At 71.0% G+C, this 18,391-nt stretch carries 25 protein-coding genes and 1 tRNA gene; 16 read left to right on the top strand and 10 right to left on the bottom strand.

Translation table 11 applies throughout. The features are described 5' to 3' along the window. Position 1 precedes the first annotated feature (1 nt). The 3 genes from Q0R13_RS06235 to Q0R13_RS06225 form a co-directional block, all read right to left on the bottom strand. Positions 2-91, bottom strand: a tRNA-Ser gene (locus Q0R13_RS06235). A 49-nt stretch (positions 92-140) separates the two neighbouring features. Further along, positions 141-1,106 (bottom strand): hypothetical protein, encoded by a 966-nt coding sequence (locus tag Q0R13_RS06230; RefSeq protein WP_293901086.1) that lies wholly within the window; start codon positions 1,104-1,106, stop codon positions 141-143. Further along, positions 1,073-1,993 (bottom strand): tetratricopeptide repeat protein, encoded by a 921-nt coding sequence (locus Q0R13_RS06225; RefSeq protein ID WP_293901083.1) that lies wholly within the window; start codon positions 1,991-1,993, stop codon positions 1,073-1,075. Before Q0R13_RS06225 ends, Q0R13_RS06230 begins: the two co-directional genes overlap by 34 nt. A gap of 135 nt (positions 1,994-2,128) precedes the next feature. Between Q0R13_RS06225 and msrA the strand changes: the two genes are divergently transcribed. The 3 genes from msrA to Q0R13_RS06210 are packed head-to-tail and all read left to right on the top strand — an operon-like array spanning position 2,129 to position 3,469. Beyond that, entirely contained in the window at positions 2,129-2,779 is a 651-nt protein-coding gene (gene msrA / locus Q0R13_RS06220; protein WP_293901080.1) for a peptide-methionine (S)-S-oxide reductase MsrA, read from the top strand. 10 nt (positions 2,780-2,789) lie between these two features. After that, entirely contained in the window at positions 2,790-3,131 is a 342-nt protein-coding gene (locus Q0R13_RS06215; RefSeq protein WP_293901077.1) for an MmcQ/YjbR family DNA-binding protein, read from the top strand. Then, the gene (locus Q0R13_RS06210; RefSeq protein ID WP_293901074.1) at positions 3,128-3,469 is read left to right on the top strand and encodes an MmcQ/YjbR family DNA-binding protein; all 342 of its coding nucleotides are present in this window, start codon (positions 3,128-3,130) and stop codon (positions 3,467-3,469) included. Before Q0R13_RS06215 ends, Q0R13_RS06210 begins: the two co-directional genes overlap by 4 nt. Here the strand turns inward: Q0R13_RS06210 and Q0R13_RS06205 are convergent. Continuing rightward, a complete protein-coding gene (locus tag Q0R13_RS06205) occupies positions 3,466-4,620 on the bottom strand; it encodes a serine hydrolase domain-containing protein (protein ID WP_293901071.1) in 1,155 nt (384 codons plus the stop codon). The two genes, Q0R13_RS06210 and Q0R13_RS06205, sit on opposite strands and share 4 nt — an antisense overlap. A gap of 149 nt (positions 4,621-4,769) precedes the next feature. Between Q0R13_RS06205 and Q0R13_RS06200 the strand changes: the two genes are divergently transcribed. The 5 genes from Q0R13_RS06200 to Q0R13_RS06180 all read left to right on the top strand — a co-directional run bounded on the left by Q0R13_RS06200 (position 4,770) and on the right by Q0R13_RS06180 (position 8,835). Then, entirely contained in the window at positions 4,770-5,852 is a 1,083-nt protein-coding gene (locus Q0R13_RS06200) for an MBL fold metallo-hydrolase (protein ID WP_293901069.1), read from the top strand. A 68-nt stretch (positions 5,853-5,920) separates the two neighbouring features. Continuing rightward, the gene (locus tag Q0R13_RS06195; protein ID WP_293901066.1) at positions 5,921-6,886 is read left to right on the top strand and encodes an oxidoreductase; all 966 of its coding nucleotides are present in this window, start codon (positions 5,921-5,923) and stop codon (positions 6,884-6,886) included. Further along, positions 6,883-7,740 (top strand): NAD(P)-dependent oxidoreductase, encoded by an 858-nt coding sequence (locus Q0R13_RS06190; RefSeq protein WP_293901063.1) that lies wholly within the window; start codon positions 6,883-6,885, stop codon positions 7,738-7,740. The genes Q0R13_RS06195 and Q0R13_RS06190 overlap by 4 nt, the downstream gene beginning before the upstream one ends. A gap of 4 nt (positions 7,741-7,744) precedes the next feature. Continuing rightward, positions 7,745-8,224 (top strand): GNAT family N-acetyltransferase, encoded by a 480-nt coding sequence (locus tag Q0R13_RS06185; protein ID WP_293901060.1) that lies wholly within the window; start codon positions 7,745-7,747, stop codon positions 8,222-8,224. After that, positions 8,221-8,835: a GNAT family protein gene (locus Q0R13_RS06180; RefSeq protein WP_293901057.1), complete on the top strand. Its 615-nt coding sequence runs from the start codon at positions 8,221-8,223 to the stop codon at positions 8,833-8,835. The genes Q0R13_RS06185 and Q0R13_RS06180 overlap by 4 nt, the downstream gene beginning before the upstream one ends. 37 nt (positions 8,836-8,872) lie before the next feature. Here Q0R13_RS06180 and Q0R13_RS06175 read toward each other — a convergent pair whose 3' ends face one another. From Q0R13_RS06175 to Q0R13_RS06160, 4 genes are all read right to left on the bottom strand, one after another. Next, positions 8,873-9,211 carry a hypothetical protein gene (locus Q0R13_RS06175; RefSeq protein ID WP_293901054.1) on the bottom strand — a complete coding sequence of 113 codons (339 nt, stop codon included), beginning with the start codon at positions 9,209-9,211 and terminating at the stop codon, positions 8,873-8,875. Positions 9,212-9,306: 95 nt separating this feature from the next. Beyond that, a complete protein-coding gene (locus tag Q0R13_RS06170; protein WP_293901051.1) occupies positions 9,307-10,233 on the bottom strand; it encodes an SDR family NAD(P)-dependent oxidoreductase in 927 nt (308 codons plus the stop codon). Positions 10,234-10,265: 32 nt separating this feature from the next. After that, on the bottom strand, positions 10,266-11,522 hold the full coding sequence (locus Q0R13_RS06165) for an MFS transporter (protein WP_293901048.1): 1,257 nt from the start codon (positions 11,520-11,522) through the stop codon (positions 10,266-10,268). Between the two features lie 61 nt (positions 11,523-11,583). Further along, positions 11,584-12,618, bottom strand: coding sequence for an alpha/beta hydrolase (locus Q0R13_RS06160; RefSeq protein WP_293901045.1), 1,035 nt, complete (start codon positions 12,616-12,618; stop codon positions 11,584-11,586). A gap of 31 nt (positions 12,619-12,649) precedes the next feature. Here Q0R13_RS06160 and Q0R13_RS06155 point away from each other — a divergent pair, with 31 nt between their 5' ends. From Q0R13_RS06155 to Q0R13_RS06120, 8 genes are all read left to right on the top strand, one after another. Continuing rightward, positions 12,650-13,033, top strand: a complete 384-nt coding sequence (locus Q0R13_RS06155) for a helix-turn-helix transcriptional regulator (RefSeq protein WP_293901043.1) — start codon at positions 12,650-12,652, stop codon at positions 13,031-13,033. A 168-nt stretch (positions 13,034-13,201) separates the two neighbouring features. Then, the gene (locus tag Q0R13_RS06150) at positions 13,202-13,702 is read left to right on the top strand and encodes an N-acetyltransferase (protein WP_293901040.1); all 501 of its coding nucleotides are present in this window, start codon (positions 13,202-13,204) and stop codon (positions 13,700-13,702) included. Positions 13,703-13,733: 31 nt separating this feature from the next. Beyond that, entirely contained in the window at positions 13,734-14,306 is a 573-nt protein-coding gene (locus Q0R13_RS06145) for a DUF1285 domain-containing protein (protein WP_293901037.1), read from the top strand. Beyond that, positions 14,303-14,953, top strand: coding sequence for a CoA pyrophosphatase (locus Q0R13_RS06140; RefSeq protein ID WP_293901034.1), 651 nt, complete (start codon positions 14,303-14,305; stop codon positions 14,951-14,953). The genes Q0R13_RS06145 and Q0R13_RS06140 overlap by 4 nt, the downstream gene beginning before the upstream one ends. An 88-nt stretch (positions 14,954-15,041) precedes the next feature. Further along, the gene (locus Q0R13_RS06135) at positions 15,042-15,209 is read left to right on the top strand and encodes a hypothetical protein (protein WP_293901031.1); all 168 of its coding nucleotides are present in this window, start codon (positions 15,042-15,044) and stop codon (positions 15,207-15,209) included. Further along, a complete protein-coding gene (locus tag Q0R13_RS06130) occupies positions 15,206-16,471 on the top strand; it encodes a CCA tRNA nucleotidyltransferase (protein ID WP_293901028.1) in 1,266 nt (421 codons plus the stop codon). The genes Q0R13_RS06135 and Q0R13_RS06130 overlap by 4 nt, the downstream gene beginning before the upstream one ends. Before the next feature lie 145 nt (positions 16,472-16,616). Beyond that, positions 16,617-17,315: a type 1 glutamine amidotransferase gene (locus Q0R13_RS06125; protein ID WP_293901025.1), complete on the top strand. Its 699-nt coding sequence runs from the start codon at positions 16,617-16,619 to the stop codon at positions 17,313-17,315. 8 nt (positions 17,316-17,323) lie between these two features. Next, positions 17,324-17,758, top strand: coding sequence for a hypothetical protein (locus tag Q0R13_RS06120; protein ID WP_293901022.1), 435 nt, complete (start codon positions 17,324-17,326; stop codon positions 17,756-17,758). Here the strand turns inward: Q0R13_RS06120 and Q0R13_RS06115 are convergent. Further along, a complete protein-coding gene (locus tag Q0R13_RS06115) occupies positions 17,733-18,134 on the bottom strand; it encodes a PIN domain-containing protein (protein ID WP_293901019.1) in 402 nt (133 codons plus the stop codon). The two genes, Q0R13_RS06120 and Q0R13_RS06115, sit on opposite strands and share 26 nt — an antisense overlap. Next, complete coding sequence (locus Q0R13_RS06110; RefSeq protein WP_293901016.1) at positions 18,127-18,360, bottom strand: AbrB/MazE/SpoVT family DNA-binding domain-containing protein; 234 nt, start codon at positions 18,358-18,360, stop codon at positions 18,127-18,129. The genes Q0R13_RS06115 and Q0R13_RS06110 overlap by 8 nt, the downstream gene beginning before the upstream one ends. Positions 18,361-18,391: the final 31 nt, after the last annotated feature.

Raw genomic sequence — 18,391 nt, 5'->3', positions numbered from 1 at the left:
TTGGCGGTGCGAGTGGGATTCGAACCCACGTTAGAGTTTCCCCTAAACACGCTTTCCAAGCGTGCGCCTTCAACCACTCGGCCACCGCACCTTATGCCGCGCGGGGGAGCGGGTCCCCGGCGGAAGGCGGGCATATACCGTCAGGACCGGTTGGCGGGCAAGCGGCGGTTCGTCGCCCTGGCCAGGCGGTGGGGATTGAACAGGGATAGCGGTTCGCGAGCGCCCAGGGCGGCTTCAAGGGCGGGGGCGGCGGCGAGCCAACGGTCGAGGTCGGCGGCGGCGCCCGGGCCGCCTTCGCGGATCGCGGCCTGGAGGGCGGCCAGGCCGGCGTCGGCGTTGCGCAGGTGCTGGCGTTCGGCGGGCAGGGCGGCGTAGCGCTCGTCGATCAGGCCCAGGCGGGTGCGGGCGGCGGCCACCATCAGCACCGCGGTGGGCCGGTCGCCGAGCGCCATCTCCCGGCGCGCGGCGTCGAGCGCGCGGCGGGCGTCGGACATCAGCACGGCGGGGGCGACCGCCATGCGCGGCGCGCGGGGGCAGGCGGCGGGGTCGAGGGCGTCCACATAGGCCACCAGACCGGCCAGCACCGCCGGGGTCGGCTCGGGCCCGTCGAACTCCTCGGCGACCAGGCCGTGGATGAACTTCGGGCGGTCGGCGGGCGCCACTTTCAGCCTGTCGCGCGGGCCGGAGAGGTCAGGGATCGGCTTGGGGTCGTGGACGCCGTTGCCCCGGTGGCTGGAGAACAGCGACAGGGTCACGTCGGCGGTGCCCGGCGCGCCCGAGGCGCCGGGGAACTGGAAGTCGGGGTTGTCGCGCCCGGCGCGGTGGCAGCTTTCGCACGAGAGCCCGGCGCGCGCCGCCTGGCCGCCCAGCAGCACCGGGGTGCGAAAGGCCGCGCGACCGACCTCGACCGACAGAGCCGCGGCGCTGTCGCGGGGCAGGCGCAGGCATTCGCCCGGCTGGGTCGCGAAGACCCGCACCGGGTCAGCGTCGCGTGGAACCCAGCGCATGGCCCGCAGCGGCGGGCCGGCGTCAGCGGCCAGGGCCGCCCCGCCGACCAGCGCGGCCGCGAGACCTAGCGCCCGGGCTCGCCGCCGGCGTCGATCCAACGGCGCAGCTCCTCAGCCTCGGCGCAGCCGTAGGCGCAAATCCGGTCGAGTTTCGCCAGCATGACCCGTGCGCCGGCGATGTCGCCGCGCTCCACCTTCAGCTCGCCGAAATATTCGGTGGCGCCACGGTGGTTGGGAGCGATGGCCAGGGCCTGGTTGTAATAGTCTTCGGCCTTGGCGAACTGGCCCTTCTTGCGCCAGGTATAGCCTTGGTAGGTCAGCACGTCGGGGTGCGGCCCGAAGGCGGCGCGGGCCTCATCCAGCGACTTGAGCGCCTCGTCGTAGCGCTTCTCGTTGATCAGGCTGACGGCCTGCACATAAGCCTGGTCGCCGGCGTCGGCGAACAGCAGGGAACCCTGCTCCAGCGCCGCGCTGGGCTGGCCGGCGGAGGTTGCGCCGCCGAGCGCGGCTTCCACCTGGGCGGCCAGCGACTTCACCGTGTCGCAATCGCTGCTGCAGGTGCTGGCCTTGGCCTTCAGCCAGGTCAGTTCGTCCTGCGCCTTGGCGTCCTTGAGGTTGGCCAGCGCCAGGCCCAGGCCCGCGTGGCTGGGCAGGTCGTCGGGCGCCAGCTTGACGGCCTTCTCATAGGCCTTTCGCGCCCCCTTCCAGTTCTCGGACCCGGCGTTGGCCACGCCGAGCAGCCGCCAGGCGTCGGCGTTCTTGGGCGCCGCGTCGGTGACGTGCTGGGCCGAGCGGGCGGCGGTCTTGTAGTCCTTGGCCTGAATGGCCTTGATCGCCTTGGCGTATTCCTCGGCGGGATTATACATCGGGGCCGAGGCCGACGGCATCTCCGCGCCGCCGCCCCCGCCGCCGCCCGAAGCCAGCGCGCCCGCCGCCGAGACCCCGGCGAATGCGCCAGCCAGAAGCATGATCCTGAACGTCTGCATCGCGCGTCCTCCTGCCGAGCCACGTGACATATATTCCCGCGAGTGTCGCGCCGGTTCAGTTGAGCTTGGCAAGATGCAATTTGGCGGCGCGCGCATTATCTAGGGGTACCCACCGCAGCCCGCTGGAGACGCCCGATGTTCTTCAAGAAGCCCATGAACCTGCCCACCGCCGCCACCGCCCTGCCGGGCCGGGCGCACGCGATCCCCACGGCCCAGACCCATTTCGTCAACGGCAAGCCGCTGAAGGGCCCCTATCCGGAGGGCCTGGAGACCGCCTATTTCGCCATGGGCTGTTTCTGGGGCGTCGAGCGGATCTTCTGGCAGGTCCCCGGCGTCTATGTGACCGCCGTCGGCTACCAGCAGGGCGTCACGCCCAACGCCACCTACGAGGAGGTCTGCTCCGGCCGCACCGGTCATACCGAGGCAGTGCTGGTGGTCTATGACCCCAAGGTGGTGACCTACGCCAACCTGCTGAAGATATATTGGGAGGGCCACGACCCCACCCAGGGCATGCGCCAGGGCGGCGACGTCGGCACCCAGTACCGCTCGGGCGTCTATGTAACCAGCGACGCCCAGGCCGCCGCGGCCGAAGCCTCCAGGGCCGCCTACCAGGTCGAGCTCGGCAAGCGGGGGTACGGCCGGATCACCAGCGAGATCGCCCCGGCCGGCACCTTCTATTTCGCCGAGGACTATCACCAGCAATACCTGGCCAAGAACCCGCAGGGCTACTGCGGGATCGGCGGCACCGGCGTCTCCTGCCCGATCGGCGTCGGCGTCAGCGCCTAGGTGGGACCGGGTGACCCGGGACCAGCTGCACAAGGCCGCCATGGGCCTCCCGGGCGTGACCCAGGACGTCAAGTGGGGCGCCGACCACGTCTATTCGGTGGGCGGCAAGATGTTCTGCGCCACCGACGCGGCGGGCTCCAGCCTGTCGCTCAAGGTCTCGGACATCGCCTACGAGGCCCTGACCGAGACCGGGCGGGCGCGGCCGGCCCCCTACGCGGCGCGGTTCAAGTGGGTGATGTTCGACCATCTGTCGCCCCTGGACGCCGGCGAGGTCGAGGACTGGGTCCGCTCGGCCCACGGCCTGGTGGCCGCCCGGCTGCCGAAGAAGACCCGGGCGGCGTTGGGCCTTTGACGCGGGCGCAGATCGAGGCCTGCGCCCTGGCCCTGCCCGCCGCCACCCGGATGGTCCAGTGGGGCGGCGCCGACGTCTACAAGGTGGGCGGCAAGGTGTTCGCGGTCTGCGGCCTGGCCGGCGGCCTGACCTTCAAGGTCACCGAGATCGGCTTCATGGTGCTGACCGACGACGGGCCGTGCCGCCAGGCGCCCTATTTCGCCAAGGGTCATTGGGTGATCGTCGACCTGGACGGATTGGACGCCGGGGATGTCGGCGGCTGGTTGGCCACCTCCCACAGCCTGGTCGCCGGTAAGCTGACCCGCGCGGCGCGGGCCGGGCTCGGCCTCGCTATCTAGCCCACCGCGGTCGCCGCCATCAGGTCCCGGGAGAGCTGGCCGCTCATGCCCTCGGTGGAGGTGTTGGTCATCAGCACGAAGCTGAGCTGGCTGGCCGGGTCGACGAACCAGCTGTGACCATAGACCCCGCCCCACATCCAGGCGCCGGCCGGCAGGGGCGACTCGGAAGGGACCGGGTCCAGCATCACCGCACCGCCGAAGCCGAAGCCCCAGCCGGGGCCGCTGGTGACGATCAGGTGGCCGCCGGTCTGGTTGGTCAGCATCGAGCTGGCCGTGGCCTGGGTGACGATGGGCCGGCCGCCGGTGCGGATCGCCTCCAGGAAGCTGATGAAGTCGGGGGCCGAGCAGGTCATGCCCGCGCCGCCCGAGGGGAAGGACCCCGGGTCGAACAGGCGGTCGGGGGCGAATTTGATGCCCGACAGCTCGGCGAACGGCACGGTGTGGGTCTGGCCCATCCGCACCGGCGGCGGGCCGTCGGCATAGGCCGTGGCGAGCCGGGCGCGATCCGAAACGCCGAAGCCGGTGTCGGCCATCCCGACCTTCTCGGTCACCCGCTCGGCCACCACCTGCGGCAGGGTCTTGCCGGTCGCCGCCTCGATGGCCGCGCCCAGGACGTCGAGACCGACCGAATAGAGCCAGGCCGCGCCGGGCGGGAAGACCAGCCCCGCCTCGGTGATCCGCGCCAGTTCCTCCGGAAACCCCAGGCCCGGCTGGTCCATGCCATCGGAGACGCCCAGCGTCAGGTAGGGCCCGTCATCCGGCTGCATGAAGCCGTAGGAGAGGCCGGCGGTGTGGGTCAGCAACTGGCGCAGGGTGATGGTCGGTACCTGGCCCTGGAACGCCGGCTGGAAGCCGGGCAGCCAGCGGATCACCGGGTCGTCAAGCCCCATGACCTCGTCTTCCACCAGGCTGAGGAAGGCGGCGGTGACGATCGGCTTGGTCAGCGACGAGGCGCGGAAGATGGTGTCCGGCGTCATGGCCTGGCCGGTCTCGCGGTCGGACTGGCCGGCGGCGCGGGCATAGGCCAGGGCGCCGTCCTTCGCCACCAGGACCACTGCGCCGGCGATCCGCTGTTCGGCGAGGGCGGCATCGACGAGGGGATCCAGGCGGGCGGCCAGGGCGGGATCGGGACGGTCTGCGAGCTTGCCCATGATGGCCTCCTTCGCCCCTGACAGCAGATGGCGTCCCCAAAAGGCCTAGCAAGACGACGCCGGGTCAACCAAACGCATCGCGCATTGCCGTTTGCGCACCCCAGGGCCGGCGCGCGAAGATGGGGCCTGAACGGACGGGAGTGCAGGGCGTGCGGGACGGGATCGAACAGGCGGCCTGGGAAAGTCATCGGCCGAAGCTTCACTACCCCTTCGACCATTCGCCGAAGATCGGCGAGGCGGTGGATGTGGCGCCGGGGGTGAAGTGGCTGCGGATGCCGCTGGGCGGGGCGCTGCAGTGGATCAACGTCTGGGCGATCGCCGAGCAGACCCCGGAGGGTGAGGGGGGCTGGGCCATCGTCGATACCGGCATCGGCGGGTCCGAGACCCGCAACGCCTGGCGCGCTGCGCTGGCCGGACCGCTGGGCGGCAAGCCGGTGACGCGGGTGTTCGTCACCCACATGCACCCCGACCATATCGGCATGTCGGGCTATCTGACGCGGAAGTTCGACGCGCGGCTGTGGATCACCCGGCTGGAGTTCATGACCTGCCGCTCGCTGGCCGCGGACACCGGCCGCGAGGCGCCAGAGGACGCGGTCTCCTTCTTCCGCGCCGCCGGGTGGGATGACGACGCGCTGGAGAACTACCGCGCCCGGTTCGGCGGGTTCGGCCGCGGGCTGTTTGCCCTGCCCGACAGCTTCCACCGGCTGAACGATGGCGACGAGATCACGATCGGCGGCCACATGTGGCGGATCGTGGTCGGGTCGGGTCACAGCCCCGAGCACGCCTGCCTCTATTGCCCCGACCTGAAGCTGATGATCTCGGGCGACCAGGTGCTGCCGAAGATCTCGTCCAACGTCTCGGTGTTCCCGACCGAACCGGACGGCGACCCGCTGACCGACTGGGTGACCTCGCTGGCGCAGATCAAGGACCGGATCCCGGACGATGTCCTGGTGCTGCCGGCGCACAACGATCCGTTCCACGGCCTGCACGCGCGCATCGACCACCTGGTCGGCGGCCATGAGCGGGGGCTGGAGCGGCTGCACGCCCTGATCGCCGAGCCGAAGCGGGTGGTGGACGTGTTCCACGTGCTGTTCCGGCGCACCATCGACCAGAACCTGCTCGGGCTGGCGACGGGCGAGAGCCTGGCCCACCTCAACTGCCTGATGGCCCGCGGCCAGGCGGTGCGGGAACGGGATGGGTCGGGCATCGACTGGTATCGCGCCGCCGCCTAGGCGCACGGCCACAACACCGAACGCGCCCTACCGAATAGGGGCAACCAACCTCAACAAGGTGACCTGATATGACCGACCGCATCACCTCCGCCTTCGGCGCGACTTCCACCGCCCGCGAGGTCGCCGCCGGCCAGGACCTGACCGGCAAGCGGGCCATCGTCACGGGCGCGGCCACCGGCATCGGGGTCGAGACCGCCCGGGCGCTGGCCGAGGCGGGGGCCGACGTGATGATCGCCGTCCGCAACCTCGCGGCCGGACAGGCGGTCGCCGACGAGATCAACAAGGCCGGCAAGGGCCAGGTCTCGGTCGGCCGGCTGGATCTCTCGGACCTGCCTGTGGTGGCGGCCTTCGCCAGCGCCTGGGGCGACAAACCGCTCAATTTCCTGATCAACAACGCCGGGGTCATGGCGTGTCCGCTGGCGTACACGCCGCAGGACCTGGAGATGCAGGTCGGCACCAACCACTTCGGCCACTTCCTGCTGGGGGCCCTGCTGGCGCGGGCGCTGATGAACGGATCGGATGACGGCCAGGCCAGCCGGCTGGTGTCGCTCTCGTCGATCGGCCACCGCCGCGGCGGGGTGCATTTCGACGACATCCACTATCGCACCCGGCCCTACGACAAATGGGAGTCCTACGGCCAGGCCAAGACCGCCAACGCGCTGTTCGCCGTCGCCTTCAACCAGCGGTTCGCCGACCTGGGGGTCAACGCCAACGCGGTGATGCCGGGCGGCATCATGACCCCGCTGCAGCGGCATCTTCCGCGCGAAGAGATGATCGCTTTCGGCTGGATGGACGAGGCCGGCAACGTCAGCGACCGGTTCAAGTCCACCGAACAGGGGGCGTCGACCAGCGTCTGGGCGGCCCTGGGCCAGGAACTGGAGGGCGTGGGCGGGCTCTACCTCGAGGACTGCAGCCAGGCGCTTGCCTGGACGCAGGACAAGCCGTTCGCGGGCGTCCTGCCGCACGCCCTGGACCCCGAGGCGGCCGAGCGGCTGTGGGCGGTCTCCGAGGACACCACGGGGGCCCGGCTGTGAGCCTGGCCGGCAAGACCCTGTTCATCACCGGCGCCAGCCGCGGCATCGGCCTGGCCATCGCGCTCCGGGCCGCGCGCGACGGGGCCAATATCGCCATCGCCGCCAAGACCGCCGAGCCGCATCCCAAGCTGCCCGGCACCGTCTACACCGCCGCCGCCGAGATTGAGGCGGCCGGCGGCCAGGCGCTGCCGCTGATCGTCGACGTGCGCGACGAGGCCAGCGTGCTGGCCGGCGTCGAGCGGGCGGTGGCGAAGTTCGGCGGCATCGACATCTGCGTGAACAACGCCTCGGCGATCCAGCTCACGGGCACGCTGCAGACCGATATGAAGCGCTACGACCTGATGCATCAGATCAACGCGCGCGGGACCTACCTGACCTCCAAGGCCTGCATCCCGCACCTGAAGCGGGCGGCCAATCCGCATGTGCTGATGCTGTCGCCGCCGCTGGACATGGCGCCGCGATGGTTCGGGACCCACGTGGCCTACAGCATGGCCAAGTTCGGGATGAGCATGTGCGTGCTGGGCATGGCCGAGGAGTTCAAGGGCGACGGCATCGCCTTCAATGCGCTGTGGCCGCGCACCGGCATCGCCACGGCGGCGATCCGCAACGCCCTGGGCGGCGATGAGGGCATGCGCCGCTGCCGCACGGTGGAGATCATGGCCGACGCCGCCCACGCCATCTTCGAGAAGCCGGCGGCCAGCTTCAGCGGCAACTTCCTGATCGACGACAGCTTCCTCTACGCCGAGGGCGTCCGCGATCTCGACTCGTACAAGGTCGACCCGACCCAGCCGCTGATGCCCGACTTCTTCGTGCCGGCGGACTCGCTGCCGCCGCCCGGCGTGAAGATCGGCTAGCCCCATGAGCGTGACCGTCCGGGTGGCGACCGTCGCCGATGCGTCCCTGATCCTGGGCTTCATCCGCGAGCTCGCCGAGTACGAGCGGCTGCTGGAGGAGGTGGAGGCCACGGAAGCCGACGTCCGCCGCGACCTGTTCGGCGAGAATCCGCGCGCCTTCTGCGAGATCGCCGAGCACGACGGCCAGCCGGTGGGCTTCGCCCTGTGGTTCTACAACTATTCGACCTTCCGCGGTCGGGCGGGGATCTATCTGGAGGACCTGTTCGTCCGCACCGGAGCGCGCGGCGTCGGCGCGGGCAAGGCGTTGCTGCGCCGGCTGGCCCAGCGGTGCGTGGACGCCGAGCTGGGTCGGCTGGAATGGGCGGTGCTCAACTGGAACCAGCCCTCGATCGAGTTCTACGACAGCCTCGGCGCCTCGGCGAAGACGGAATGGACGGTGCGCCGGCTGGACGGAGAGGCGCTGGAAAGGCTGGCCGCGTCGTGAGCGCGCCGCCAAAAACCGTGCTCGACGTCTCCGAGCAGGAGGCCCAGGCGATCCGCGAGGCGGTGCGCGCGGTCGATCCGGAGACCCTGGGCCTGGGCCGGGCGCGGGCGGAGCTGAAGCACGTGCCGGGGCTGGTGGCGCTGCTCTCCGACGTGCGGGTGTCCGGGCCGATCTACGACCTGCCGCGGCCGATCGGCGAGGACAGCATCACCCGTTGGGTGACCGAGAACCAGGCCCAGGCGCTGGCCGGCGAGGCGCTGCTGCTGATCAACCTGGACGCGGCCGGCGAGGTCTCGGGCTATTCGCGGATCACCGTCTGGCCGGAACGCTCGGCGGCAGAACTGGCCGGCGCCGTGCGCGCGGACCTGCAGGGCGGGGGGCAGGGCGGCGCCGGCATGGCGCGCACCTTCGGCTGGATCTTCGAGACCCTGGGGGTGCGGATGATGTGCCTCACCGCCGCCCTCGACAACGTCCGCTCCCAGCAGGGCATCGACGCCGCCGGCTTCACGCGCATGGGCGAGCGCGAGGCCCTGCGGCCGGACGGCACGACGCGCCACTCGGTATACTGGGAGATGACGCGGGACGACTGGCGGCTGCGGCACCGGCTCTGAGGCTGGCGCGGCGGCCCTGGCCTGGCGCGGGCGACCCTCAGACGGTCAGGTCGAGGAAATTGCCGGTCGTGCGGATCTGCGCCTGGCGGGCGCGGGTGGCGGTCTCGGCGTCGATCGAAATCTCGGCCTCGATGCGCGACTGGGGCCCGAGGCGCAGCAGGGTGACGGGGTTGACGCCGCGGTCGGCCATGACCTCGGCGCGGATGTCGGCGGGGCTCTCGACGATCCGGCGGGCGGACGGCACGGTGCGCGCCGCCTCGGCCCGCATGCGGACGGCGGCGGCCCGGGCCTGGTCGGCGTTGGCGCGCGCCCGCTGGGCCACGGCGAAGGCCGAGACCCGGGTCGTTGCGTCAGGTTGGGACAGCCCAATGCTCATGGACCTTCCCGACGCAACGGCGGCGCCAGACCCGCAAATCCCCGGTGTCATCCCGGTTTCGCGACGCGAAGACGGGATGACACTCGCCGGAGTTTCTAGGCCGGGGCCTTGGCGGGCTGGGCGCCGGGCAGGGTGGCGCGGTTCAGGTCGAAGAACTTCGGGGCCATCTTCGGGATGGCTTCCTTGATGATGGAATCTACCGTCCAGCCTTCTTGCTTGGTCACCGTCTCGATGGGGCGGGGCTGGGAGTAGAGGATGATGTTGTCGCCGGACGAGCCGAAGATCTGGCCGGAAACGTTGCTGGCGGCCGGGGCGACCATGGCGACGGAGAAGCGGGCCGGCTGGTCGGCGCGGATCTTCTCGGCCATCACCGCGCGCCGCGCGGCGGCGGCCTCGTCCTTGATCGGCACCGACTGGGTCATGCGCGTCCAGGCCACGGGAGCCAGGCAGTTGGCGCGCACGTTGTTGCGCGCGCCTTCCATGGCGATGATCCGCGACAGGCCGGCGATGCCCATCTTGGCCGCGCCGTAGTTGGCCTGGCCGATGTTGCCGAACAGGCCCGAGGTCGAGGTGAAGAACATGTAGGCGCCGTCGTTCTGCTCGCGGAACAGCTCGATGGTGGCGCGCGCGACGTTGAAGCTGCCGCGCATATGGACCTCGATCACCTGGTCCCAGTCGCGCTCGGTCATCTTGTGGAACATCACGTCGCGGAGGATCCCCGCCGGGTTGATGACGGCATGAAGGCCGCCGAAGGTGTCGCGCGCCTGCTCGACCATGCCCTCGACCGACTTCAGGCTGGTGACGCTCTCGGAGTTGGAGACCGCCTCGCCGCCGGCGGCGCGGATCTCCTCGCAGACCTTCTCGGCGGGGCCGGCGGAGCCTTCGTCGTCGCCCTTGAGGCCCGCGCCCAGGTCGTTGACGACCACCTTGGCGCCCTCTTGCGCCGCGATCAGCGCACAGTCGCGCCCGATGCCGTTGCCGCCGCCCGTGACGAGGACAACCTTGCCTTCCAATGCGCCCATGACCGCAATCTCCCTAATCAAGGGGAGAACCCTTATTCGAGGCGGTCGGCCCGGCGCAAGTCGGGGAAGAAGCGGGCCCAGATGGCGGTGACCAGCACGGCGCCCACGCCGCCGAAGATCGCGGCCCGCACCGGCCCCAGAATCCGCGCCACGACGCCGCTCTCGAACTCCCCCAGTTCGTTGGAGGCGCCGATGAACACCGAGCTGACCGCCGCCACCCGGCCGCGCATGTGGTCGGGGGTGACCAGCTGCACCAGGGTCTGGCGGACGTAGACGCTGAGCATGTCGGCGCCGCCCAGCACCGCCAGGGCTGCCACCGACACCCACAGCGACTTCGAGACCCCGAACACCACGGTGGCGAGGCCGAAGACGGCCACGCCGCCGAACATGAAGACCCCGGCCTTGCGACGGATCGGGCGCGCCGCCAGGACCAGCGCCACCACGGTCGCCCCCATCGCCGGCCCGGAGCGCAGGACACCGAAGCCCTGGGCGCCCACGTGCAGGACGTCGCGGGCGAACACCGGCAACAGGGCGGTAGCCCCGCCCAGCAGCACCGCGGCCAGGTCCAGCGAGATCGCGCCGAACACGATCTTCTGGCGCCAGACGTAGGCCAGGCCCTCCTTCATCAGTTGCCAGCGCGAGCCGGGATTGAGCGCCGGCTTGGCGTTGCCGCGGATCGAGAACACCAGCACCCCGGCCAGGCCGTAGAGGACGAAGGTGGTGAAATAGGCGGTCTGGGCCGAGCGGGCGACCAGCAGGCCGCCGGCCGCCGGTCCCAGGATCGAGGCGGTCTGCCAGGCCAGCGAGTTCCAGGCGATGGCGCGCGGCAGCAGCTTGCGCGGCACCAGCATCGGCCCCAGCGCCGTGTTGGCGGGGGCGAAGAACGCGCGGCTGGCCCCGAACAGCGCCGAGATCGCCATCAGTAGCACCGGCGAGGCCCAGCCGTTCACGGTGGCGATGGCCAGGGTGAAGACGCTGACGATCTCGCCGCTCAGGCACAGCAGCAGCAGCTTCTTGCGGTCGTAGCGATCCGCCGCCTCGCCGGCTGGCAGGGTCAGCAGCAGCACCGGCACGAAGGCGGCCAGGCCCAGCATGCTGACCATCAGGGCGCTCTCGTTCACCGAGTGGGTCTGGCGAGCCAGGGCGTACATCTGCCAGCCCATGGCCACGCTCTGGATCTGGGCGGCGAACCCGCCGGTCCAGCGCGTGCCCCAGAACAGGATGTAGTCACGCTCCTTCAGCAGGGCGCGGGCGGACGGCACGGGTTCGCGGGTGGGAGCGTCGGTCATGGCGCCCCGCGAACCTGACCTGCGCCGGGGTCCGCGGCAACGCCTGCGTTTGCGTCAGGGGTCAGTCCAGACAGCGGCGGATGAACCCCGAGGCCAGTTCGATCGACTGCCGGGCCTTGGCCGACGAGGTCTGTTCCCAGACGTGGGTCTCCGCCTCCCAAAGGCGCACGGTCAGGTCGCCGCCGGCGTCGCGCACCCGCTCGGCCAGCCGCACGGCGTCGTCGTAGAGGATGTCGCCCTTGCTGGCGTGGATCAGCATCGGCGGGAAGTCGGCGAAGTCGCCGAACAGCGGCGAGGCCAGCGGATCGGTCGCCGAGCGGCCCTGCAGGTAGAGGTGGGTCATCAGGCCCAGGTGCACCATGTTGGTGCCGCTGGTCGCGCCCATGGAGGCGGCGACCACCGACCAGCTCTGCAGCGACAGGTCGATCCAGGGGGACAGCAGCACCACGCCCTGCGGCATCGCCTCGCCGGCGTCGCGGGTCAATTGCAGGGCGGCCGTCAGCACCGAGGCGCCGGCTGAATCCGCCAGGGCGACCACCGGCTCATCGGGCCAGGTGGCGCGAAGCCACTGGAAGGCCGCCACGATATCCTCCACCGCGGCCGGGCAGGGATGCTCCGGGGCGAGGCGGTAGTTGGGGGTGAACACGCGGGCGTTCGCGTGGGCGGCAAACCGCGCCACCATCGCGGTGAGGCGGGCGCTGCGTTCAGCGATGAACGAGCCGCCGTGGACATAGAACACGAACCCGCGCGGCGCGCCCTTGTGCGGGGCGAACCACTCGCAGGGCACGGGCGGCCCGGCGAGCGGCGGGTGCGGTGGGGCGACCCGCACGGCGTTGGCCTCGATGATGGCGCTGAGGGCCGGACTTTCGCGCTGCATCGACAGGCGCGCCCGTCGGAGCAGGGCCAGGGCGGCGGGGCGATCCGTCAGCCAGAGCCTCAGGCCGTGCTGCAGCACCACCGCCTCCGCGAACTGGTCGCGGCGAATCCGCAGCCGGCGCAACGTCGCCCGGACGCGGCCGATCGGCGCGGCCAGGGCCTCCATGTCGATCAAGCGCACGCCGGGCTCAAGCTGGCCCGCAGCCGAAGTCAGGTCCATGATGCCGCCGCCCCGTCGAGAGAGAGCCCCGATGGACGACAACGATAGCGCCAAGACCGACGATATCCCAATAGGCGTTCCGCCGGCCTATTCTGAGCTCTATCCGACCATCGTCCCGCGGCTCCGGGAGGCCTTGCGCTCCGCCAGCCCCGACATCCGTCGCCGGATCGAGGTGCTCAAGGTGGCGCTCGATGCCCGCGAAGCCCAGCGGCTGCAACGGTTGACCCTCACCTTTCGGCTGACCCGGACCGAGGCGCGGCTGGCCATCTACCTGGCGGACGGCGGGTCCCTGCCGGGTTACGCGGAGCTGTTCGGCGTTGGCCTGGGGACCGCCAAGACCCACCTGAAGTCGGTCTACGCCAAGACCGGGGTCAACCGTCAGCCGGACCTGATGACGCTGGCCGGGCGCAGCTGAAGGCGTTGACCTCGGCCCTCTATGCCCCTATCTGCGCCCTCCCGACCATGGCCCGGAGGGCCCTTCCGATGCGACGACGTCCGCTGGCCTAGCGCCAACTGAACCCCCGGCCGCCGGAGGCATTTCCGCCCCGGCCCGCACCGTCGTCATCGCATCCGAGATCCGCCCATGTCCCTGCAGCCCTGCCGGCCCGCGCCGGCGCTGATCCTCGCCCATGAAACCCCCGCCCATGCGACCCAGATCGAGGCGCTGCTGACCCGCGCCTTCGGCCCTGGCCGCTTCTCCAAGGTGTCGGAGCGGGTGCGCGAGTTCGCCGACTTCGCGCCGGAACTGTCGTTCTGCGCGCTGGAGGCCGGGCAGGTGGTGGGCGTGGTGCGCATGTGGCGGGTGAGCGTCGGCGACCAGCCGATCGTCTTCCTGGGCCCCCTGGCGGTCGAGGAGACCGAGCGCAAGCACGGCCTCGGCGCCCAGCTGGTCGAGCACGCCTGCGCCGCCGCCCAGGCTGCCGGCGAGGCCGCGGTGGCCCTGGTGGGCGACGTCGCGTTCTTTGCCCGCGTGGGCTTCGCGATCGCGCCCGACGTCAGCATGCCCGGCCCGGTGGACCCCAAGCGGGTCCTGGCGCGGACGTTCGCGGACGTGCCGCTGACTGGGGCGGTCAGGGCGGCTTGAGCCGACTCCCGGCGACGCCTACCTTTGCCGGATGGCGGAGATCCTGCAGCAGCCCGGCCTGGACGGCGTGATCGCCGCGGCGAAACAGGCGCCGGGCCGTGGCCTGCCGCCGGTGCACCTGTGGAACCCGGCCCACTGCGGCGAGATCGACATCGTTATCAGGAAGGACGGCGGCTGGGTCCACGAGGGTTCGCCGATCGGGCGCGAGGCCCTGGTGCGGCTGTTCTCCACCATCCTGCGCAAGGACCCTGACGGCTTCCACCTGGTCACCCCGGTCGAGAAGCTGCGGATCACGGTCGAGGACGCGCCGTTCGTCGCCGTGCGCGTGGACCGTGAGGGCGAGGCGCTGAAATTCCTCACCAATGTCGGCGACACGGTCGAGGCGGGGCCGGACAACCCCATCCGCGTCGACATGGGGGCGGACGGCGCGCCGCGTCCCTACGTCCACGTCCGCCGCGGCCTGGAGGCGCTGATCTCGCGGCCGGTGTTCTACGAGCTGGTGGAGATGGCCGACGAACGCGCGACGCCGGACGGCGCCGGCCTCGGAGTCGCCTCCAACGGAGCCTGGTTCGCGCTGGGCCCGGCGGGGGCGAGCGGCCTGTGAACGACGTCTCGCCGCCGCATCCGCTGCGCGACTGGATCGCCGAGCACCTGGACCCGCTGGGCGACCATGCCTGCGAAGGCGGGCAGCGGAAGTCCGACTATGACCTGACGCCCGGCGGCTGGTTGGGCATGCCGGTGGAGACGCTGACCCCGGCCGCGGTGCTGATCGGGCTGGTGCAGCGCGACCACGACCTCACCGTCATCCTGACCCGCCGCTCGGACACCCTGCGCAACCACACTGGCCAGACGGCGCTGCCGGGCGGTCGCCAGGACCCGGGCGAGACCCCGGTCGAGACGGCGATACGCGAGGCCCACGAGGAGGTCGGCCTTGAGCCGCGCTTCGTGAGCCCCGTGGGCCTCTCGACGCCCTACCAGACCGGCACTGGCTATCTGATCACCCCGGTGGTGGCCTTCGTGCGGCCGGGGTTCACCCTGACCGCCAATCCGGGCGAGGTGGCCGACATCTTCGAGACGCCGTTCAGCTGGCTGATGGACCTGGCCAACTACGAGGAACACGAGCGGGAACTGCCGACCGGCGAGAAGCGGCGCTTCTACGCCACCACCCACGACGAGCGTTACATCTGGGGCGCCACGGCCGGCATCCTGCGCGCCCTGCACGAGCGGCTGTACGGCGCGGCGCTTGCTTAGGGCGATCCTCATCCGGGGCGCCCTGGTGGCGGTTCCCTTCCTTGCCTGGCTGTTATGGGCCGCCTGGGCCCGGCGGACGGGGCGGCCGATGGGCTCGACTCCCTGGCCCTGGCTGGTGGCGGCGGCCGGGGTGCTGGTCGGGCTGTCCTTGATGGCGACCGCGGTCTTCCATACGGACAATCGCGGGGATCGCTATATCCCCGGCCAGGCCGCGCCGGATGGCCACGTCACCGACAGCCGCTCCGAGAGGCTATGACCGACAGCGCGCACCCCGAGACTCTGGGCCAGCCCTCCTGGATCACCGCGCCCGAGACGGCGGCGGTGCTGGATGCCCTGGAGGCCGAGGGCGGGGCGGACTGCGCGCGGTTCGTGGGCGGCGCCGTGCGCAACGCCCTGGTCCGCCGTGCGGTCGGCGACATCGACATCGCGACCACCTTGACCCCGGAGCGGGTGATCCGCGCGCTGGAGGCCGCCCGGCTGAAGGCCGTGCCCACCGGCATCGAACACGGCACCGTCACCGCCGTTTCCGACCGCAAGCCGCATGAGATCACCACCCTGCGCCGCGACGTCGCCACCGACGGCCGCCGTGCGGTCGTGGCCTTCACCGACGACTGGGCCGAGGACGCCGAGCGGCGCGACTTCACGCTGAATGCGCTCTACGCCCGTCGCGATGGCACGATCTTCGACCCGACCGGCCAAGGGGTCGCCGATGCCAAGGCCGGGCGGATCGTGTTCGTGGGCCAGCCGGAGCATCGGCTGCGCGAGGACTATCTGCGCATCCTGCGGTTCTTCCGCTTCTACGCCCATTTCGGGAAGGGTGAGGCCAACGGCTCCGCCGTGGCGGCCTGCGCGGCGCTGAAGGACCAGATCGACACCCTGGCGGCCGAGCGGATCTCCAAGGAACTGCTGAAGCTGCTGGCCGCCGACGATCCGCGCCCGGCCGTGCGGCTGATGGCCGACACGGGAGTGCTGGCGGTGATCCTCAAGGCGCCGGCCAACGTGGCCCGCTTCGAGGCGCTGGTGGAGGTCGAGAGCGACCAGCTGTTCGAGACCGACGCGGTCCTGCGGCTGGCGGCGCTGCTGCCCGACGACCAGGTCGCCGCGGGCCGCCTGGCCGAGCGCCTGCGCCTCTCCAACCCGGACCGCGACCGGATTGTCGCCGCCCTGGCGCCCACGCCGATGCTGAAGAGCTGGATGAGCCCGCGCGAGATCCGCCGCGCGCTGTATCGTTCCAGCCTGCCCACCTTCCGCGACCGCGCCAAGCTGGCCTGGGCCGCCTCGCCGCGCAGCGCCACCACCATGCAGTGGCGCGGCCTGATCGCGCTGGCCGAGGGCTGGGCGCGACCCACCTTCCCGATCACCGGCGCCGACGTCATGAACGCCGGGGCGCCCAAGGGCCCGATGGTCGGGCAGATCCTGCGCGAGGTCGAGGACTGGTGGATCGACCACGACTTCCTCGACGACAAGATGAGCGCGATCGAGAAGCTCAAGGCCGTGGTGCAGGGGCTGGCGTATTAGCAATCCGCCCATCCCGGCGAAGGCCGGGACCCAGATCTCGTAGCGCATCGGCTGGCGGGATTGGCGCCGAGCGAATAGAGCGCATCTCGGAGCCATTCCATCTGGGGCCAGGCCTTCGCCGGGATGAGCGGGTAGAAAGAGTTGCATGCTCAAGCTTGGCATCCTCAAGACTGGCCGGCCGCCGCGCCCGGCGATCCCGCAGTTCGGGACCTATCCCGACATGTTCATGGGGCTGCTGGGCCGCGACGCCTACGACTGGCGGACCTATGGCGCCGACCAGGGCGAGTATCCGGCCGCGCCGCAGGACTGCGACGCCTATATCGTCACCGGCTCGGCGGCGGGGGTCTATGACGCCGACCCCTGGATCGCCCAGCTGCTGGACTTCCTGCGGGCGGCGAAGGGCCGGGCCAAGCTGGTGGGCGTGTGCTTCGGGCACCAGGCCATGGCCCAGGCGTTCGGCGGCCAGGTGATCAAGTCGCCCAAGGGCTGGGGGATCGGCGAGCACGACTATCGGGTGGTCGCCCGCGAACCCTGGATGGACGACGGCGCGGGGTTCCGCCTGCCGGCCTCCCACCAGGACCAGGTGGTCGGGTTGCCGCCGGGCGCCGAGGTGATCGCTGCCAGCGACTTCACCCCCATGGCCGCCCTGGCGTGGCGGGACCAGCCGGCGATCTCCATGCAGCCGCACCCGGAGTTCGACCCGGCCTATGCCGCCGCCCTGATCGAGGCGCGCCGCGGCAAGGTCTATGCCGACGCCGAGGCCGACCGCGCGCTGGCCAGCTTCGCCGGCCCCGACGACCGGGCTCGGGTCGGGCGCTGGATCCGCGACTTCCTCGCCAGCTAGGAGCCGCCATGCCGGACACCGCCGGTCGTCTGTCGTTCGGCCGGGCCTGCGCGCGCGGCGCGGCGGGATTCTGCGTGGCCTTCGCGGCGTTCCAGGTCGCCCTGGCCCTGGGCGCGCCCTATGGCGACATCGCCTGGGGCGGGTCGAGCCCGGTGCTGCCGCCGACCCTGCGCTACGCCAGCGCCGGCGCTGCCGCCTACCTGCTGCTGGCCGCTGCGGCGCTGGAGGTCCGGGCCGGCGACTGGGGACGGCGGCTGCCGCCCCTGCCGTTCCGCCTGTTTACGGGGTTCCTGGCCCTGCAGTTGGCCCTCAACACTGCCGGCAACCTCGCCGCCACGACCGGGGCGGAGCGCTATGGCATGGGCGCGGCCTCCGCGCTGGGCTGCCTGCTGTGCGTGGGGGCGCTGTTGGCTCGGGCTAATGGACCGCGAACGGGTTCGTGATGGTCAAGCCATCGATGACCTGTCCGTGCTGCATGTCCTCGGAATAGAACTGGTCGCAACTGGCCAGCGTGGCGGCGGCGAGAAGTTGGCCGTCGAACACGCTGAGGACATATCGTTCCGCTATCTGCAGACCGAGGTTGTGGGTCTCGACCGTGACGGGTTGCACCTCGAGGTTGGCCTTCAGCGCCGCCAGGCTGTCGACAACCGTCGTCCAAGGCGCCCGGAATTTCCGCCGCGCGACGTGGGCGAACTCGTTCAGCACCTGGACGCTGATTGTCCCGCCCTTAGCCAGCAGCGCCTCGGCGGTGTCGGCCTTTGCCGCGTCGCCGGACAGCAGATAGAGCAGGACATTCGTATCGAGAAACGCGCTAGTCACGCGAGTTGGCTTCGATTCTGTCGAACTTGAAGTCGGCAGGCATCAGGCCCCGGTACTTCCGGAGCCGTTCCAGCATTTCCAGCCTGTCGGGAGTCTTCTCGACCTCAAGGCTTGCAGTTCCGGAGACAGCGACCTGAACATCATCGCCCTCCTTCAGACCCATCACTTCGACAACGGGCTTCGGCAGGCGGATCGCCAGGCTGTTGCCCCACTTCGCGACCTTCATGGCGACCTCTTAGGATATACATGAGCGGAAT

This window comes from Phenylobacterium sp. (assembly GCF_025351295.1).
Taxonomy (GTDB): domain Bacteria; phylum Pseudomonadota; class Alphaproteobacteria; order Caulobacterales; family Caulobacteraceae; genus Phenylobacterium.
The sequence above is the reverse complement of the archived record's forward strand: the minus strand, read 5'-3'. Positions and strand labels throughout refer to the sequence as shown.

Excerpts from the sequence above, each read along its gene's own strand:
- Q0R13_RS06225 (WP_293901083.1), bottom strand. The coding sequence starts at position 1,993 with ATGCAGACGTTCAGGATCATGCTTCTGGCTGGCGCATTCGCCGGGGTC.
- msrA (WP_293901080.1), top strand. The coding sequence starts at position 2,129 with ATGTTCTTCAAGAAGCCCATGAACCTGCCCACCGCCGCCACCGCCCTG.
- Q0R13_RS06205 (WP_293901071.1), bottom strand. The coding sequence starts at position 4,620 with ATGGGCAAGCTCGCAGACCGTCCCGATCCCGCCCTGGCCGCCCGCCTG.
- Q0R13_RS06195 (WP_293901066.1), top strand. The coding sequence starts at position 5,921 with ATGACCGACCGCATCACCTCCGCCTTCGGCGCGACTTCCACCGCCCGC.
- Q0R13_RS06185 (WP_293901060.1), top strand. The coding sequence starts at position 7,745 with ATGAGCGTGACCGTCCGGGTGGCGACCGTCGCCGATGCGTCCCTGATC.
- Q0R13_RS06175 (WP_293901054.1), bottom strand. The coding sequence starts at position 9,211 with ATGAGCATTGGGCTGTCCCAACCTGACGCAACGACCCGGGTCTCGGCC.
- Q0R13_RS06170 (WP_293901051.1), bottom strand. The coding sequence starts at position 10,233 with ATGGGCGCATTGGAAGGCAAGGTTGTCCTCGTCACGGGCGGCGGCAAC.
- Q0R13_RS06165 (WP_293901048.1), bottom strand. The coding sequence starts at position 11,522 with ATGACCGACGCTCCCACCCGCGAACCCGTGCCGTCCGCCCGCGCCCTG.
- Q0R13_RS06160 (WP_293901045.1), bottom strand. The coding sequence starts at position 12,618 with ATGGACCTGACTTCGGCTGCGGGCCAGCTTGAGCCCGGCGTGCGCTTG.
- Q0R13_RS06155 (WP_293901043.1), top strand. The coding sequence starts at position 12,650 with ATGGACGACAACGATAGCGCCAAGACCGACGATATCCCAATAGGCGTT.
- Q0R13_RS06150 (WP_293901040.1), top strand. The coding sequence starts at position 13,202 with ATGTCCCTGCAGCCCTGCCGGCCCGCGCCGGCGCTGATCCTCGCCCAT.
- Q0R13_RS06145 (WP_293901037.1), top strand. The coding sequence starts at position 13,734 with ATGGCGGAGATCCTGCAGCAGCCCGGCCTGGACGGCGTGATCGCCGCG.
- Q0R13_RS06135 (WP_293901031.1), top strand. The coding sequence starts at position 15,042 with ATGGGCTCGACTCCCTGGCCCTGGCTGGTGGCGGCGGCCGGGGTGCTG.
- Q0R13_RS06130 (WP_293901028.1), top strand. The coding sequence starts at position 15,206 with ATGACCGACAGCGCGCACCCCGAGACTCTGGGCCAGCCCTCCTGGATC.
- Q0R13_RS06125 (WP_293901025.1), top strand. The coding sequence starts at position 16,617 with ATGCTCAAGCTTGGCATCCTCAAGACTGGCCGGCCGCCGCGCCCGGCG.
- Q0R13_RS06120 (WP_293901022.1), top strand. The coding sequence starts at position 17,324 with ATGCCGGACACCGCCGGTCGTCTGTCGTTCGGCCGGGCCTGCGCGCGC.
- Q0R13_RS06110 (WP_293901016.1), bottom strand. The coding sequence starts at position 18,360 with ATGAAGGTCGCGAAGTGGGGCAACAGCCTGGCGATCCGCCTGCCGAAG.